At 71.2% G+C, this 16,761-nt stretch carries 13 protein-coding genes; 7 read left to right on the top strand and 6 right to left on the bottom strand.

Annotated elements, in window-relative coordinates:
- Positions 1-1,113 carry a prenyltransferase gene (locus Q9R13_RS03600; protein WP_310963705.1) on the top strand — a complete coding sequence of 371 codons (1,113 nt, stop codon included), beginning with the start codon at positions 1-3 and terminating at the stop codon, positions 1,111-1,113.
- Here Q9R13_RS03600 and Q9R13_RS03595 read toward each other — a convergent pair.
- On the bottom strand, positions 1,084-1,737 hold the full coding sequence (locus Q9R13_RS03595) for a class I SAM-dependent methyltransferase (RefSeq protein ID WP_310963704.1): 654 nt from the start codon (positions 1,735-1,737) through the stop codon (positions 1,084-1,086). The two genes, Q9R13_RS03600 and Q9R13_RS03595, sit on opposite strands and share 30 nt — an antisense overlap.
- 60 nt (positions 1,738-1,797) lie before the next feature.
- Between Q9R13_RS03595 and Q9R13_RS03590 the strand changes: the two genes are divergently transcribed.
- Positions 1,798-3,909, top strand: a complete 2,112-nt coding sequence (locus Q9R13_RS03590) for an acyl-CoA dehydrogenase (RefSeq protein ID WP_310963703.1) — start codon at positions 1,798-1,800, stop codon at positions 3,907-3,909.
- A gap of 44 nt (positions 3,910-3,953) precedes the next feature.
- On the opposite strand, the gene Q9R13_RS03585 is transcribed toward Q9R13_RS03590, so the two are convergent.
- Both Q9R13_RS03585 and Q9R13_RS03580 read right to left on the bottom strand, forming a co-directional pair.
- Positions 3,954-5,798 (bottom strand): hypothetical protein, encoded by a 1,845-nt coding sequence (locus Q9R13_RS03585; protein WP_310963702.1) that lies wholly within the window; start codon positions 5,796-5,798, stop codon positions 3,954-3,956.
- A gap of 49 nt (positions 5,799-5,847) precedes the next feature.
- A complete protein-coding gene (locus Q9R13_RS03580; protein ID WP_310963701.1) occupies positions 5,848-7,098 on the bottom strand; it encodes an alpha/beta hydrolase in 1,251 nt (416 codons plus the stop codon).
- A 56-nt stretch (positions 7,099-7,154) separates the two neighbouring features.
- On the opposite strand from Q9R13_RS03580, the gene Q9R13_RS03575 reads away from it, so the two are divergent.
- Positions 7,155-8,552, top strand: a complete 1,398-nt coding sequence (locus Q9R13_RS03575) for a WS/DGAT/MGAT family O-acyltransferase (RefSeq protein ID WP_310963700.1) — start codon at positions 7,155-7,157, stop codon at positions 8,550-8,552.
- Here the strand turns inward: Q9R13_RS03575 and Q9R13_RS03570 are convergent.
- Entirely contained in the window at positions 8,539-9,462 is a 924-nt protein-coding gene (locus tag Q9R13_RS03570) for an alpha/beta fold hydrolase (protein ID WP_310963698.1), read from the bottom strand. The two genes, Q9R13_RS03575 and Q9R13_RS03570, sit on opposite strands and share 14 nt — an antisense overlap.
- 43 nt (positions 9,463-9,505) lie before the next feature.
- On the opposite strand from Q9R13_RS03570, the gene Q9R13_RS03565 reads away from it, so the two are divergent.
- Genes Q9R13_RS03565 through Q9R13_RS03550 form a run of 4 tightly spaced genes read left to right on the top strand, consistent with a single transcriptional unit; the run spans position 9,506 to position 14,182 of the window.
- Positions 9,506-11,719 (top strand): acyl-CoA dehydrogenase, encoded by a 2,214-nt coding sequence (locus Q9R13_RS03565; RefSeq protein ID WP_310963697.1) that lies wholly within the window; start codon positions 9,506-9,508, stop codon positions 11,717-11,719.
- Complete coding sequence (locus tag Q9R13_RS03560) at positions 11,716-12,612, top strand: bifunctional MaoC family dehydratase N-terminal/OB-fold nucleic acid binding domain-containing protein (RefSeq protein ID WP_310963695.1); 897 nt, start codon at positions 11,716-11,718, stop codon at positions 12,610-12,612. Before Q9R13_RS03565 ends, Q9R13_RS03560 begins: the two co-directional genes overlap by 4 nt.
- Positions 12,609-13,016 (top strand): hotdog family protein, encoded by a 408-nt coding sequence (locus tag Q9R13_RS03555; protein WP_310963694.1) that lies wholly within the window; start codon positions 12,609-12,611, stop codon positions 13,014-13,016. The genes Q9R13_RS03560 and Q9R13_RS03555 overlap by 4 nt, the downstream gene beginning before the upstream one ends.
- Positions 13,013-14,182, top strand: a complete 1,170-nt coding sequence (locus tag Q9R13_RS03550) for a lipid-transfer protein (RefSeq protein ID WP_310963693.1) — start codon at positions 13,013-13,015, stop codon at positions 14,180-14,182. Before Q9R13_RS03555 ends, Q9R13_RS03550 begins: the two co-directional genes overlap by 4 nt.
- A gap of 20 nt (positions 14,183-14,202) precedes the next feature.
- Here the strand turns inward: Q9R13_RS03550 and Q9R13_RS03545 are convergent, their stop codons facing one another.
- Together Q9R13_RS03545 and kstD are read right to left on the bottom strand one after the other, a co-directional pair.
- The gene (locus Q9R13_RS03545) at positions 14,203-15,048 is read right to left on the bottom strand and encodes a MaoC/PaaZ C-terminal domain-containing protein (RefSeq protein WP_310963692.1); all 846 of its coding nucleotides are present in this window, start codon (positions 15,046-15,048) and stop codon (positions 14,203-14,205) included.
- Positions 15,048-16,751, bottom strand: coding sequence for a 3-oxosteroid 1-dehydrogenase (gene kstD / locus Q9R13_RS03540; RefSeq protein ID WP_310963690.1), 1,704 nt, complete (start codon positions 16,749-16,751; stop codon positions 15,048-15,050). The genes Q9R13_RS03545 and kstD overlap by 1 nt, the downstream gene beginning before the upstream one ends.
- Positions 16,752-16,761: the final 10 nt, after the last annotated feature.

Below are 16,761 nucleotides of genomic sequence, written 5' to 3'. Positions count from 1 at the left end.
ATGCTGCAGTCGATCCCATCCGTCGACGGCATCCTCACCGCTGCGGAGGTCGCCGAGACCGCTGCCTCCATCGCTGCGATGCAAGAGCCGAGCGGTGCGGTGCCGTGGACGCCCGGCGAGCACACCGACGTCTGGAACCACGTCGAGGCGGCGATGGCGCTTCTCGTCGGGGGCCAGGTCGAGGCCGCCGAGCGTGCCCTAGAGTGGTGCGCGCGCACCCAGCGCCCCGACGGATCGTGGGCGATGAAGGTCGTGGCCGGGCAGATCGAGGACGCCAGCGGCGAGACGAACATGTCGGCCTACCTCGCCGTCGGACTGTGGCACCACTGGCTGGTCCGCCGCGACTTCGCCGTCGTAGAGCGGCTCTGGCCCGTCGTACGCCGTGGCCTCGACTTCGTCGCGGGCATGCAGCTGCCCTTCGGCGGCATCGCATGGTCCCAGGAATGGCACGACGGGCGTCCGGCGCGGGTCAACGAGCAGGCCCTGCTCGCGGGGTCCTCGAGCATCTACCAGTCATTGCGTGCCGGGGTGGCGCTCGCCGACCTGGTGGGAGAGTCGCAGCCCGACTGGGAGCTGACCGGCGGCCGGCTCGGGCACGCTCTGCGCGAGCACCGCGACCAGTTCTTGGACAAGTCGACGTTCTCGATGGACTGGTACTACCCGATTCTCGGCGGCGCCGTCCGCGGCCGGGCCGGGCTGGAGCTCGTCGCGGAGCGCTGGGAGCAGTTCGTGGTCCCCGGCCTGGGCATCAAATGCGTGGAGACCAACAACTGGGTGACCGGTGCCGAGACCTGTGAGCTGGTGATGGCGCTGGACGCGCTCGACGAGCGGGAGCGGGCGATGCAGCTCTTCGCCGACATGCAGCACCTGCGCGACGAGGGCGGTCGCTACTGGACCGGCTATGTCTACCCCGACGATGTCAACTGGCCCGTCGAGCACACCACCTACACCGCGGCCGCGGTGATTCTCGCCGCGGACGAGCTCTCCGGAACCACGCCGGGCGCGGGGATCATGCGCGGGCACACGTTGGCCAACCACTTCAGCGAGATCGCCCTCGAGTGCGGGTGCGTCGACGCGGAGGACTCAGCCGACGTCCTCGCCGGCCGCTCCTGAGATCCGCTCGAGCACCCGCATCGACCCGACGGTCTCGCGCGGCTCGAAGGAGCCGCCCGAGACTGCTCGCTGCCACACGTGGTACGGCGCCTGGCCGCCGTCCTCAGGGCTCTCGAAGACGTCGTGGATGACCAGTGCGCCCCCCGGCTGGACCCAGGGGGCGAAGCCGGAGTAGTCGTTCTGGGCGTGCACCTCGGCGTGGCCGCCGTCGATGAAGAGAAGGGCGAGCGGGGTGCGCCAGTGCAGGGCGACCGTGGTGGATCGCCCGACGACCGCGACGACCCGGTCTTCCAGCCCGGCGGCGGCGATCGTCCTGCGGAAGATCGGCAAGGTGTCCATCAGCCCGGTCTCGTCGTCGACCAGGGTCGGGTCATGGTGCTCCCAGCCAGCCTGGTTCTCCTCCGAGCCACGGTGGTGGTCGAGCGTGAAGACGGTGCTGTCGGTCTGCCGGGCCGCGGCGCCGAGATAGATCGCCGACTTCCCGCAGTAGGTCCCGATCTCCAGGGCTGGGCCGTCGGCGAGGTGGGCAAGGGCGGTTCGGTGCAAGAAGACGCCCTCGTCCTCGGGCATGAACCCCTTGGCGGCGCGCGCACGGGCGTGCAGGTCGGCGGGGATGTCGGACACGGCGCCAGCCTAGTAGCATTGGAACAGGTTCTAGTTTTGGGCGCGACCGGAAGGGCACGCATGTCGATCGGGATCTCCGACGAGCACGTCGAGCTGGCGGCCAGCCTGCGCAAGTGGGCCGACGGTATCAACGGGATCGCGAGCGCCCGGGCTGCCGAGGCGGAGACCGCTGCCGGATTCGGCGGGGTGTGGCGCGCCGTCGCCGAGATGGGGGTCGCGACCATCGGGCTGCCTGAGTCCGACAGTGGCGGCGATGGCTCCGTCCTCGACGTCGCCGTCGCGCTCGAGGCCTGTGCGCACGCGCTCGTGCCCGGTGCGCTGCTCGGCAGCACCGTGGCCAGGCTGCTGCTCTCCGGTACGTCAGCAGGCGCGGGACTGGCGCCGGACAGCGTGGTCGGCCTCGGGCTGACCCGCGGACGGGTGTGGGACGCGCCGAGCGCCACCCACCTCCTCTTGCCGGATCCGGCAGACCGCTGGTGGCTGGTGCCGGCTGCCGCGGTGGACCTCGAGCCACGCGTCGGCCTTGACCTCACCAGGCGGTTCGGTGCCCATGAGGTCATCGAGCCGGGCTCGGTCGCCGGATCGGTGCGGGTCGACGGACTCGCCAATGCCGCCGTACGACGGATGACGGTCACCCTCGCCGCCGCCGAGGCCGCCGGGGTGGCGCGCTGGTGCCTGGCCACTGCCGTCGAGTACGCCGGGGTCCGGGAGCAGTTCGGCAAGAAGATCGGCAGCTTCCAGGCGATCAAGCACCTGTGCGCCGAGATGCTCGAGACGGCCGAGTCGGTGACCGCCGCGGGCTGGGATGTCGCGAACGCCGCCGCCGTCGGTGACGAGGAGCAGTGGGACTTCGCCGCCGACGTGGCCCTGGCGGTGGCCTTCGACGGAGCCGTCGAGAACGCCAGGGCATGCATCCAGGTGCTGGGCGGCATCGGCTTCACCTTCGAGCACGACGCGCACCTCTACCTGCGCCGGGCCGTCTCGCTCCGGGCGCTGGTGGGGGACGCTGACGCGGCGGCGGAGCGGCTCGCCGGCCGGGCGGCGGCCGGCGTACGCCGGCGGATCGACCTCGACCTCGAGGGGCGCGACGAGGCGGTGCGCTCCGAGGTGCGGGCCCGCTGCGAGGCGATCGCAGCCGCGCCCGACCACGAGCAGCGGCGGGCGCTGGTGGACGCGGGATACCTGACGCCGCACTGGTCGCCGCCGTACGGCGTGGGCGCCGATCCCGTGACCCAGATCGTCATCGATCAGGAGCTCGACCGGGCGGGCGTCGTGCGGCCCGACATCGTGATCGCGGGCTGGGCGCTGCCGACGATCCTCGAGCACGGCACCGACGCGCAGCGGGATCGGTTCGTCCGGCCCTCGCTGCTCGGCGAGCTGGTCTGGTGCCAGCTCTTCTCCGAGCCGGGCTCCGGCTCCGACCTGGCCTCGCTGCGCACCCGCGCCGTGCGGGTCGAGCCCTCGCCGAGCTCAGGACAGCGCGCCGGCTGGCGACTGACCGGCCAGAAGGTGTGGACCTCGGTCGCCGAGCGCGCCGACTGGGGAATCTGTCTGGCCCGCACGAACCCGGACGTCCCGCAGCACCGGGGGATCACCTACTTCCTCGTCGACATGCGCAACAGCCCCGGCCTGGAGGTGCGGCCCCTGCGCGAGATCACCGGGGAGTCACTGTTCAACGAGGTGTTCCTCGACGACGTGTTCGTGCCCGACGACTGCGTGGTCGGGAAGGTCGACGACGGCTGGCGACTGGCCCGGACCACCCTGGTCAACGAACGGGTGGCGATGGCCGGCAACAAGCTGAGCAAGTCCACCGAGCGTGCCGTGGCGCTGGTGGACGACGCGACGCCGGCGGCACAGCGCGTGCAGGTCGGCCACTCGGTGGCGCTGTCGACGGTGTGCTCGCTGCTCGCCGTGCGCACGGTGCTGCGGTCGCTGGCCGGCCAAGGGCCGGGCGCGGAGTCGAGCGTCGCGAAGCTCCTCGGCGTGCGGAACCGCCAGGACGGTGCCGAGCTGGTGGTCAGGATGCACGGCGAGCGCGCGGTCGTGGGCGACGAGGAGGTACGCGACGACGTGTGGGAGCTGCTCAACACCCGGTGCCTGTCGATCGCCGGCGGCACCACCCAGATCCTCCGCAACGTCGCCGCCGAGCGCATCCTGGGCATGCCCCGCTGACCGTCCGGTCCGGGCCCGGCAGCGTGCTGCCCGGGCCATGGGGACTACCGGGGCGGTGCCGGCGGGGTCAGCTCGACGTCGATCGAGGTGACCATCGAGCAGCTCAAGTCGCCCTTCGCGTAGTCACCCGTGGACGTTCCGGTGACCACGGTGGATCCACTACCGGCGGTGAGCTGGAACGGCTGGACGAAGGTGTTCTGGAAGCAGCCCAGCCAGTACGACGCCTGGTAGTCGCGCGACCCCAGCGCCGTCGCCGCGGTGTAGGTCTCCGACGGCTTGCCGACGTCCACCGAGATCGTGCCCCCGCTCGCGCCGCCCTCGCCCAACAGATTGTCGATGACCAGACTCTGCACCGAGAAGGAGGCCGGCGTACAGCTGCTGGGACCATAGCTTCCGTCAGCGTTCGAGACGCTTCCCGAGCACGTCTTGTAGCTGCCACCCACGGCGGCACCGGTCAGGTGGGTCAGCGAGCTGTCGAACCTCACGATCGGGTCGGCGGCGTACTCCAGCTGGATGGTGCCGCTCACGCCACCGGTCCCGGTCATCGTCGCACGCGAGTCGAAGTGCACGGTGAAGCGCGCGCACTGGTAGTCGTCGGCCAGGTCGTGCCCGACGTACCCGAGGAGCTGCTCGGACCGGTCGGCGCCGACGACGTTGGCGATCTCTGCGAGGTCCTTGTTGTCCGCGCAGCGCTGCTGTGCGCGCTTCCACTTGCCCTCGAGCAGCTTGAGGATGATCGGGCGGACGTTCTCGAACATGCTCTCGCCGCCGCCCACGAGCTGGCTCTGACGGGCCAGCACGAGCAGGTCCTTGATCGCCTGGTCGGCGGCGGCGTCCCCCGACAGCCCGGGCGGCACCTCGTCCCGTTTGATGTCGGCCAGCGCATCGAGGAGCAGCGACTGGACCTGGTCGAAGCCGGACGACTCGCTGAGGTGTCCCGATCGGATGTCCTGGATCACGTCGGCGATCAGGATCTCGTAGAAGTCGACGATGCTGCTGCCTGTGCTCGGCGGTGCCGTGCCGCCGTCGTCTGCCGCGCCGGCCCCGCTGAAGTGGGCTATCGGAATCCTCATCGCGCGCGTCGGCCCGAAGGGCACGCGGCCCAGATCCGATCCGCCGGCCTCGTAGCCGAACGCCACCTGGTGGGCCACCGGGACCGCATGGACCGGCGTGATGGTGAGAGTCCCACCGTGCACGAGGGTGAGTCCGGAGGGCTCGAGTTGGACCGCACCGATCAGCTTGCCGGCCCAGCCCGATCCGGTGAGCGATGCCAACGGTGTCATCGTGATCGCCGTTCCGTCCGGGACGGAGCCGGCCGCGATCGCCAGGGTGAACTTCGTGCCGTCCGCACCTGTCGTGGTCAGTGTGCCGCCGCGATGGCCGATGGCCTTCGTGACTGCCTGCGCCGCCTCAGGTCGAGTGGTCACCCGCACCGGTGGACTCAGGTGTCCGCCACCGGGCAGCTTGGCCATGGTGGTTCGAGATGCCGCACAGCGGTGCCGGGTCCGCGCGGGACACACGACCACGTACCACCCGCCCGGTCGGAGTGCCGTCGGCACCTTGACCCGCACCTTGTGTCGTCGCACCCGTACGGCGCGCGTGACCAGGAGGGCGTCGCGACCCCTCGGGCCGGGTCGTGAGTTCAGGTAGACCGCGACCTTGGAGGCGGTCCCCCGCACGGTGAGCAACAGCCTCCTGGGAGCCTCGGTCGGAGGGTCGGAGACCGTGCGCACGCGCGGCCGGTGATGCCCGATCGTCCTGCCGGACGCACTCGGGCGCACGACGACGCCCGCGGTCGATCCGCCGCTCGGCTGCGCCTGCGCCAGCCCCGGCACGAGCGCGACCCCCAGTGCCAGGGCCAAACCGGCCGCACCCGTGCGCGTCCTCACCCCTCCACGATCGCCGCGGTCAGGTTCGCGGAGCAATAGACCGAATGGGTCATCCACCCGTCAGAGGTGAGCGCAGTTCCATCTCGCGCAGCCAGGTGGCGCGGTGCCACTCCAGCCAGCGCTGGACGGCCTTGATGGTGGTGTGGCTGCGGATCGAGCCGAACACCTCGAACGCGTGCTGGGTGCCGGGCAGCTCGGCATAGGTGACGGTGGCCTTCGAGACCTCGCGCAGCCGGGCGACGAAGGCCCGCGCCTGCCGCACCGAGACCAGGGTGTCGTTGGCGCCGTGGATGACGAAGAAGTCGGGCGCGTCGGGCGTGATCCGGTGCAGGGGAGAGGCCGCGCGGTACTCGTCCAGGTGCGCCTTCGGATCCGGCAGATAGACCCGTCCGGCGAGGAACTTGTCGCGAAGACCGACGGTGAACCGGTCGCCGTCGTCGCCGACCCAGTCGTAGACGCCGTAGAACGGGACACAGCCGGCGACGCTGGTGTCCGCATCCTCGAAACCGGGCTGGAAGTCCCCGGGGGTCAGCGCGGCGAGGGCGGACAGGTGACCCCCCGCCGAGCCGCCGGTCAGCACCAGGTAGTCAGGGCTCCCGCCGTACGACGCGATGTGGTCGCGGACCCACGCGATCGCGCGCTTCACGTCCACGATCTGGGTGGGGAAGGGGTACTTCGGCGCCAGCCGGTAGTTGATCGCGACGCAGACCCAGCCGCGCGCGGCCATCCGGTTCATCAGCAGCAGGCCCTGCTCCTCCTTCTTGCCGATCGTCCAGCCGCCGCCATGCACCTGGATGAGGACCGGTGCGCCGTGCAGGTCCACGTCCTTGGGTCGGTAGATGTCCAGCTTGGCCTTCCGTCCGCCCGCGGTGTAGGCGATGTCGCGGAGCACCTCGACGCCCGGGTCGGCCATCTTGAACGGCCGCGCGAGAGTCCGCAGCGGGGTCTTGAGGTCCTCGGCGGTGGGCCGGGTGTCGAGGAGATCCAGGTAGTCGACGCCTGCGCCCTCGCGCAGGCTGGTCTCGACGATCGCGCCGGTGCCCTGCGCGCGGGTGATCACCCAGGCCAGGCCCGCCGCCGTCGCCGCCGCGAACGCGACGCCGGTGCGGGATGCGCGGTGCCGCCGGGACGACACCAGGGTGTCGACGGTGGCTGCGACGAGCAGCTGTGGCGCGAGCTCGCTGGTCAGCCAGCCTGCCGCGAAGGCAGGCACGGCGGTGGCCGCGGTGTTCAGCGGCTTGACGGCGTTGGCAGCGAGCGCGGCGAGGACGGCCTGCCGCACGGTGAAGGCGGTTGGCATGGCTTCGAGATTACCCAACTAGAACACGTTCCACGAACCGCCCTAGACTTCGCCCCATGGAACGGCTCAGCGGGCTCGATGCGAGCTTCCTCTACCTCGAGACCCCGCAGCAGCTGATGCACGTGTGCGGGCTGATGCTCCTGGACCCGGCGACCGTGCCGGGCGGCTACTCCTTCGAGGGGTTCAAGGACGAGATCGAGCGCCGGGTCGCCCGGATCCCGATGTTCGTGCGGATGCTGCGCCAGGTCCCGCTGGGCCTCGACCACCCGCTGTGGGTGAAGGACCCGAACTTCGACATCGATCGGCACGTCCACCGGCTGGCTGTGCCTGCTCCCGGAGGCGACAAGGAGGTGGCCGAGATCGCCGGCCACCTTGCCGGGATCGGCCTGGATCGCTCCCGTCCGCTGTGGGACATGTGGGTGATCGAGGGCATGGCGAGCGGTCAGGTCGCGGTGGTGCTCAAGATGCACCACGCCAGCGTTGACGGGGTCAGCGGTGCGAACATGCTCTCGCACCTGTGCACCCTCGACCCCGCAGCCGCACCGGAGCCCGCGGATCCCGAGGCCGGCACGTCGAGCGCGCCGCCGAGCGATCTCGCTCTGGTCGCCAGGGGGTTGGTGAGCAACCTCGGCAAGCCCCTGCACCTCGCGAGGCTGATGGCACCCACCACCGACCTGATCACCAAGACTGTCGGCCTCGCCCGTTCGGGTACGGCGATGGCCGCTCCGCTGACCGCGCCCCGTACGTCGTTCAACGGCACCATCACCGGGCACCGGTCGGTGGCCTACGTCGACATGTCCCTGGAGCGCGTCCGGGAGATCAAGAACGCCGTCGACGGTGCCACTGTCAATGATGTGGTTCTCACCGTGAGCGGGGGAGCGCTGCGTCGCTACCTCGAGCACCGGGGCGAGCTGCCGGAGTCCTCGCTTCTCGCCAGCGTGCCGGTGTCTGTGCGCGCCGAGTCCCGCCGTACCGGCGGCAGCAACAAGGTCTCGTCGCTGTTCACCCGGTTGGGCACAGACGTCGCCGACCCGCTCGAGCGATTGCACCAGCTTGCGGTGAGCAATGCGCGGGCCAAGGCCCACCACAAGGCGATCCCGGCCGACACCCTGCAGGACTGGGCCGAGTTCGCCGCACCGCGGACCTTCGGCCTCGCCGTCCGGATGGTTGCAGGTCTGCGCCTGGCCGACCGCGGCCCGGTGATCCACAACCTGGTGATCTCGAACGTGCCCGGGCCGCCGGTGCCCCTCTACCTGCTCGGCGCCCGGATCGACGCGCTCTACCCGCTGGGCCCGATCTTCCACGGCGCCGGCCTGAACATCACCGTGATGAGCAGCAACGGCCGGATGCACGTCGGGATCATCGGCTGCCGGGAGTCGATCCCGCTGGTCTGGGATCTGGCCGCGGACTTCACCGAGGAGCTCGACGCGCTGTACGCCCTCACGGTGGGCTGACCCGGTCGCGGATCCGGGCCTGCGTGGTGTGCACGGCCTGCAGGAAGGCGGGGACGAACGCCTCCGGCTGCAGCACGCAGCCGGCATGACCACACGGTGCCTCGTGCACGGTCGCGCCCGGGATCCGCGCCGCGATCGCGCGTTGCCGCTCCACCGGCATCACGCGGTCGCGGGTGGTGGCCACCACGGCGGTGGGGACGTCGATCCGGGACAGCCAGGGTGTCGAGTGATGTCGACCGAGGGCCGCGACCGCCTGCGCCACCGCCCAGGGGCTGGTGCTCCGCCATTCCTGCAGCGCCCACTGGCCGGTGTCGGTCGGCGGCACCTGCAGTGCCTCCGCGGTGCGTCGGGTGGTGGCGCTGACGACCTTGGAGCGGGACAGGGTCCGCAGCGCCGCCATGCTCCACTCCATGCCCTGGTGGAAGGCGCGCTCGCTGCCCGTCGTACGGAAGCGGTCGGTGGTGGCGGCGAGCACGAGGCCGCCGACCGAGGCGGGGTGCTGGCGCCAGACCCGCTGGGCGATCACCCCGCCCATCGAGTAGCCGGCGACGATCGGGTCGAGGAGCCCGAGCGCGTCGATGACGGCGGCCACGTCGTCGGCGCAGTCGTGCAGGGAGAACTGCTCCGACACCATCCCGCGGCCGTGCCAGCGCTGGTCGAAGGTGATCACCCGGTAGCGCTGGGAGAGCTCCTCGACCACGGGGAACCAGGTGAGCATGCCGGTGCATCCGACCGCGTGCAGCAGCACCACGGACGGAGCGTCCGCAGCCGGCCCTGGCACGTCGGTGAGCCAGACCCGGCCGCGGCGGGGGAGGTCCAGCCAGCGCCCCTCGGGGATCTGCACCTGGGGCACCCGCGCGAGCTCGCGCAGACGCTCCAGCAGCTGGGGTGGGCCCGTCCGTAAGCTCATGTGGCTAGACTAGAACAGGTTCCAGAAATGAGGAGGCATGCCGGTGACCGACGCGTCAGACCTCGGCTCCGACATCGGGTCGGAGATCCGGGCCGACATCCGAACAGTCGTGACGGACGTGCTCGACAAGGGCCCCGGGATCTGGTCCGACCTGGCGGCGGCCGGGCTGCTGTCGTTGGCCGCGCCGGAGCGGTACGACGGCGAGGGACTCGGCCTCGACGCTCTCGGTGTGCTGATGCACGAGACCGGCCGCCGAGCCGTCGACCTGCCCCTGTGGGAGACGCTGGCGTGCGGCCTGCTGCCGGTCGTGCGCTGCGGGAGCCCCACCCAGCAGGACACCCTCGTGCCGGACATCGCCGCCGGGAGCCTGCTGATCGCCCCCGCACTCGACGAGCCCGGTCGGGCGATGCCGGTCGAGCCGGACACCCGGCTGGCGGCGGGCTCGGTGACCGGGACCAAGATCCGGGTGCCGATGCTTCCCTCCGGCTTGTTGATCGTGTCCACCGATGGCGGGGCGGTCCTGGTCGACCCCGCGGGCCCGGGTGTGTCCCGCACGGAGACGCCCGGCTCGGCGGGTCGCCCCGAGGCGACGTACCGCTTCGACGCCGCACCGGCGGTGCACGTCCTGGGTGCGGGGTCAGGTGGGGTGCTGCGCGCCCATGCGATCGCCGGCCTGCTGCTGCACGCAGACGGCCTGCTCGCCGGGGCCCGGGACCTCACCGCGGGCTACATCCGCGAGCGGGTGCAGTTCGGGCGCCGGCTGGCCGAGTTCCAGGCCGTCGCCCTGCAGGTCGCGGACGTCTACATCGCCTCGCGGACGATCTCGCTCGCGGCCGCCGAGGTGGTCCGCCGGATCGACGCCGGTCAGCAGGTCGAGGACGATCTGGCGGTGGCGGCGTACGTCGTGTGCGACCGCGCGCCTCGGGCGCTGCAGACCTGCCACCACCTGCATGGGGGCATGGGTGTCGATGAGACCTACCCGCTGGCCCGCTACTTCGCACGCATCGAGGACATCAGTCGGCTGCTCGGCGGGGCCGCCGCGACCCTCACCGCGGCCCCGATCGAGGAGCGCGAGGCGAAGAACGCCGAGCTCACCGAGGCCCAGCGCGCGTTCAAGAGCCAGGTGCGTGACTACTTCGCCGGTCTGGTCACCCGCGAGGACCGGCTCGAGATGCTCACCGACCGACACGGTCCGGCGTACCACCGGATCATCAAGCAGATGGGCAGCGACGGCTGGATGGGCGTCGGGTGGCCCACCGAGTACGGCGGCAAGGGTCTGGGCGGCATCGAGCAGCAGATCTTCGCCAACGAGGCCGCCCGCGGGGACGTGCACCTGCCGGCGGTGACCCTGCAGACGGTCGGACCGACCCTGCAGGCGTTCGGCACCGAGAAGCAGAAGGACATGTTCCTCGAGCGGATCCTGGCCGGCGACGTGCACTTCGCAATCGGCTACTCCGAGGCCGATGCCGGCACCGACCTCGCCTCACTGCGATGCGCCGCGCGGAAGGATCCCGGCACCGGCGACTGGATCGTCAACGGGCAGAAGATGTGGACCACCGGCGGGCATGCTGCGGACTACATCTGGCTGGCGGTGCGCACCGACCCCGACGCCCCCAAGCACAAGGGCATCTCGGTGCTGATCGTGGACACTCGTGACCCCGGCTACTCGTGGACGCCGATCATCACCTGCGACGGCTCGCACCACGTGAACGCCACCTACTACAACGACGTGCGGGTCCCGGCCGACATGCTGGTCGGTGAGGAGAACGAGGGCTGGCGACTGATCACCACGCAGCTCAACCACGAGCGGGTCATGCTCGGCCCGGCCGGACGGCTCGAGGGCCTGCGTGACCTGGTCATCGACTGGGCGAGGGACCGCACGGCGCCCGACGGGACGCCGCTGCTCGAGGTGCCGTCGGTGCGTCAGGTGCTCAGCCGTGTCACCGCCTCCTTCCGGATCAACGAGCTGCTGAACTGGCAGGTCGCCGCGTCGACCGCCACGGGCACTGCCGCGATCGCCGACGCCTCGGCCTCCAAGGTGTTCGCCTCCGACGAGGTGCAGGGACTCGGACTGGCGCTGCAGGACGTCGTCGCGTCGTACGGTGACCCGGCGGAGCCGGCCACTGCCGAGCTGCTCGACTACCTGGACCGCACCGCCAAGCGCAACCTCGTGCTCACCTTCGGGGGCGGGGTCAACGAGGTGCAGCGCGAGCTCATCGCGATGTTCGGTCTGGGCCTGCCCAAGGTGCCCCGATGAACGACCACGACTGGATCATGGCGCGGGTCGCTGAGCTCCGGGCGCTGGGTGACTCCGAGCCCAAGCCTGGCCGGGACCCGGTGAACCAGCCGATGATCAACAACTGGCTGGAGGCGATCGGCGAGGCCGATCCGCGCTACACCGCCGGCGAGGCCCCGCCCGGGATGGCCCAGGTGTGGACCATGGACGGGCTCGACCACCGACGACGGGCCGCGAGCCCGCTGCACGCGACGATGCGGGTCTTCGACGAGGCCGGCTACACCTCGGTGCTGGGCACGAACTGTGAGCAGACGTACCTGCGTCCGCTCCGGGTCGGCGAGCAGGTCACCTTGAGTGCCCGGCTCGACTCGGTCGTCGGGCCCAAGCGGACCGGCGTCGGCGAGGGCTACTTCATCACCACGCAGAACACCTGGCGGGTGGGTGACGAGGTCGTCGCGACGATGCTGTTCCGGGTGCTCAAGTTCAAGCCGGGCACCCGGGCGGCCGCGGTCGACCGCACCCAGCTGGTCCGCCCGCAGATGAACCGCGACACCGAGTTCTTCTGGAAGGGCACCGCCGTCGGCGAGCTGCGGATCCAGAAGTGCGGGGCCTGCGGAGCGCTGCGCCATCCTCCGGGCCCGATGTGCCCGCGTTGCCATGCCTCCGACCGCAGCCACGTGGTCGCCAGCGGCCGCGGCACGGTGTTCTCGTTCCTGGTGCACCACGCGCCCAGGCTGCCCGGCAAGCAGCTGCCGGTGACTCTCGCCCTGGTCGACCTGGAGGAGGGCGTACGGATGATCGGCGAGGTCCGTGGCGCGCCCGAGTCGATCGCGATCGGCGACCCGGTCCGAGTCGCGTTCGAGCGCATCGACGACGACCTCACCCTCGCCCAGTGGGAGGTCGCACCCCGATGAGCATCAGCACCGGAGCGACGCTGCCGACCTGGGAGCTGCCGATCACGCCCACCCTGGTGGTCTCCACTGCGATCGCGACCCGCGACTTCCAGGACGTCCATCACGACCGCGACCTCGCGCAGGGGCACGGCTCGAAGGACATCTTCCTGAACATCCTGACCACGACCGGACTCGTGCAGCGCTACGTCGGCGAGTGGGCCCGCGAGGCGGTCGGGCCGGACTTCCGGATCACCTCCTGCGCACTGCGGCTGGGCGCGCCGGCGTACCCCTATGACACGTTGAGCTTCTCCGGCACGGTCGTCGACAACGCCGACGAGGCTCCCGACGGCACACTGACCGTCGACGTGGTCGGCGCCGTCTCGCTGGGCAATCACGTCGACGCGACCGTGACGGTGGCCCGGTGAGCGGCCTGTCGGGCAGGGCGTCGATCGCCGGCATCGGTGCCACCGACTTCTCCAAGGAGTCCGGGCGCTCGGAGCTGCAGTTGTCCTGCGAGGCGACGTTGGCCGCGCTGGCGGACTGCGGCCTTGCTCCGTCAGACGTCGACGGGCTGGTCACGTTCACGATGGACAACAGTGCGGAGATCGCCGTAGCCCGCGAGCTCGGGATGGGCGACCTGACCTTCTTCAGTCGGATCAACTACGGCGGCGGTGCCGCCTGTGCCACCGTCCAGCAGGCGGCGATGGCGGTGGCGACCGGAGTCGCGGAGGTCGTGGTCTGCTACCGCGGCTTCAACGAGCGATCCGGGCAGCGGTTCGGGCAGGTGGCATCGTGGGCCGCCGCGCAGGTGAACAGCAACGGGCTGGACAACGCGTGGACCTATCCCTACGGGCTGTCCACCCCGGCCGCGACGGTGGCGATGCAGGCGCGCTGGTACATGGACCGGTACGGCGCCACCTCCGAGGACTTCGGCCGGGTCGCGGTCGCCGATCGCAAGCACGCCGCGACGAACCCGAACGCGTTCTTCGTGGGAAGGCCGATCACGCTGGCCGACCACCAGGCGTCCCGGATGATCGCCGACCCGCTCCGCCTGCTCGACTGCTGCCAGGAGAGCGACGGCGCGGTGGCCCTGGTGGTGACCACCTCCGAACGGGCCCGGGACCTGCGGCAACGCCCTGCCCTGATCGCCGCGGCCGCACAGGGCAGCGCCCCCGACCAGTTCGTGATGACGTCCTACTACCGCGACGACATCGGAGTCCCGGAGATGGGCGTGGTGGGTCGGCAGCTCTGGGCACAGTCCGGGATCGGTCCGGCCGACGTGCAGACGGCGGTGCTCTACGACCACTTCACGCCGTACGTGCTGATGCAGCTGGAGGAGCTCGGGTTCTGCGCCCCCGGCGAGGCCCGGGACTTCATCGCCGGCGGGGCGATCGAGCTCGGTGGACGGCTCCCGATCAATACCCACGGCGGCCAGCTCGGCGAGGCCTACATCCACGGCATGAACGGCATTGCGGAGGCAGTCCGCCAGGTCCGCGGCACCGCGGTGAACCAGGTCCCCGATGTCGAGCACGTTCTCGTCACCGCGGGCACGGGGGTGCCCACCAGCGGCCTCGTGCTGGCGCCCGGCTGATCCGTCCCGCGGCACCCGCCTCAGGTGGTCAGCACGCAGTCGGCGAGGGCCGGGCGCTCCTGGTGGTCGGCGCCGCTGACGGTGGCGGTCACGACGATCTCGCGGCCGACCTCCCAGGCGCGGACGTGGACGGTCTCGCCGGGAAGGACGACGCCGGCGAACCGCGCCCGGAAGCCGCGCACCCGGGTCGCGTCCCCATCCAGGAGGGTCTCGGTGACCTCGCGCAGCACGATCCCGTAGGTGCACAGTCCGTGCAGGATCGGCGCCGGGAAGCCGGCAGCCGCCGCGAACTCGGGATCGGCGTGCAGCGGGTTGCGGTCGCCGCACAGCCGGTAGAGGAGCGCCTGTTGTGGCAGCACGTCGTACGACGTCTTCGCATCGGGGTCACGGTCGGGGACACGCACCGCCGTGGACTCGCCGCGGCTGCCGCCCCACCCGCCCTCGCCGCGCACGAAGATCGACGAGCGCACCGTCCACAGCTCGCGACCGGCAGGATCGACGGCCGTGCCCTCCTGCCAGATCACCGCGGCCTTCCCCTTGTCCCAGACGTCGCTGATCCGCGTGGAGAGGGTCGCTGAGCCGCTGGTCGGCAACGGCGCTGCCACCTGGATCTCCTGGGAGCCATGCACGACCTGGGCCAGGTCGATGGCGCACCCGGGCAGGTCGAGCGGCGGTGGGGCGGTCTCGTGGATGGTGGGTGCGACGACGCCGAAGCTGGGCAGCACCTGCAGGCCCGCGGTCTCCAGCGTGTGGCGCAGGTCGCGCGCCCCGATCGCGAGCTGGTAGAGCTGCACGTCGGGTTCGGCCCAGGTGAAGGTGCGGGTTCCCAGCTCCGCGCCGATGGCGACCTCGGGGTCGATGGGCATCAGGACGCCTCCCTTGCTGGTTGCGCGCTCGCGGCCGCGTCGAGGGCGGCCAGATAGCCGAAGACGAGCGCGGGGCCGATGGTGCCGCCGGGTCCCGGGTAGGTGTGTCCCATCACCGCGGAGGAGACGTTGCCGGCGGCGTACAGACCGGGAATCGCGGAGCCGTCCTCGCGCAGCACCCGAGCCCTCTCGTCGGTGACCAGGCCGCCCTTGGTGCCCAGGTCGCCGGGCACGATCGTGACGGCGTAGAACGGTCCGACCCGGAGCGGGGCGAGCGAGGGGTTCGGCTTCACCGTCGGGTCGGAGTAGTACTTGTCGTACGCCGACTCCCCGCGGTGGAAGTCCTCGTCGACGCCGGTGCGGGCGAAGCCGTTGAACCGCTCGACCTCTGCCTCGAGGGCGCCCTCGGGGAGCCTGAGCCTCTCGGCGAGCCCGGTGAGAGTGTCCGCCCGGACCACGACACCCTCCTTGTACCAGCGGCCGGGCAGCGGCTGACGGCCCGGGACGCCGGCGAAGAGGTAGCGGTTGCGGTAGGTCTGGTCGAAGACGAGGTACGACGGAACGTGCGCGACGCCGGTCGACTCGCCCTCGTAGATCGCGTGGGTGGCCTCGACGTAGGGGAGCGCCTCGTTCATGAACCGTCGGCCCGCCGAGTTGACCATCAGCGAGCCCGGCAGGTTCCGCTCCGCAAGGCAGAACCAGGCTCGACCCGGCAAGGGGATCGTCGGCCCCCACCACGCGTCGTCGAGCAGGTCGGTCGCGGCGCCCACCGCGGTCCCCGCGAGCAGCCCCGCTCCGGTGTTGGAGCGAGCGCCCGTGCTCCACTCCGCGGAGGTCGGGTGCGGGAGGAACTTCTCCCGGAGCTCCTGGTTGTGCTCGAACCCGCCCGAGCCGAGGATCACCGCGCGGTGAGCGCGGATCTCGCGACGGGCTCCTCCCTGTTCGACCACGATGCCGGCCACCCGGCCGTCCTCCACGAGCAGGTCGACCAGTGCGGCGCCGTACTCCACCGGGACGCCGGCGTCGACGAGCCCCTTGCGCAGGCCGACCGCGATGGCATTGCCCATGGCGACCATCCTCTTGCCGGTCGCCAGTGCGTAGAACCGCTTGAGCAGCACCTTGACCATGGTCAGCGGACCGCGCAGGGTGCGCATCCCGAGGCTGATCCGGCGGAAGTCTGCCTGGGTGACGATGAGGTTCGCCGGCGCCTTCGTGTACGGCGGGTGCAGCCGCTCGAGCTCGTCGCCGAGGAACCGGGCGTCCATGGGCACGGGCTCCACGCTGCGCCCGCGGGGACGTCCGCCCGGCAGCTCGGGCAGGTAGTCGGCGTACTCCGGCACCCAGGTGAACCGGACCGGGGTGTGTTCGCGGAGGAAGTCCATCAGCTCGGGGCCGCGGTCCAGGTAGGTGTCACGGCGCAGCTTGGGCACGATGTCGCCGACGATGGCGTCGAGGTACTCGCCGGCCCGCTCGCGGTCACCGGGGTCGACCTGGCCGGCCTCGGCAAGGGCATAGTTCCCCGGGATCCACACCCCGCCGCCGGAGCGCGCGGTCGAGCCGCCGAAATACTCGCTCTTCTCGACCAGGACCGTGCTCAGACCGTGGTGGGCAGCGGCGAGTGCGGCGCTCATTCCGGCGCCGCCCGCGCCCACGACGACGACGTCGTAGCTGTCGCTCGGGGCGGGCTCCGCGGAGGGGTTCATGGCGCAAAAC

The organism is Nocardioides marmorisolisilvae (assembly GCF_031656915.1).
Classification (GTDB): Bacteria; Actinomycetota; Actinomycetes; order Propionibacteriales; family Nocardioidaceae; genus Marmoricola; species Marmoricola terrisoli.
The sequence above is the reverse complement of the archived record's forward strand: the minus strand, read 5'-3'. Positions and strand labels throughout refer to the sequence as shown.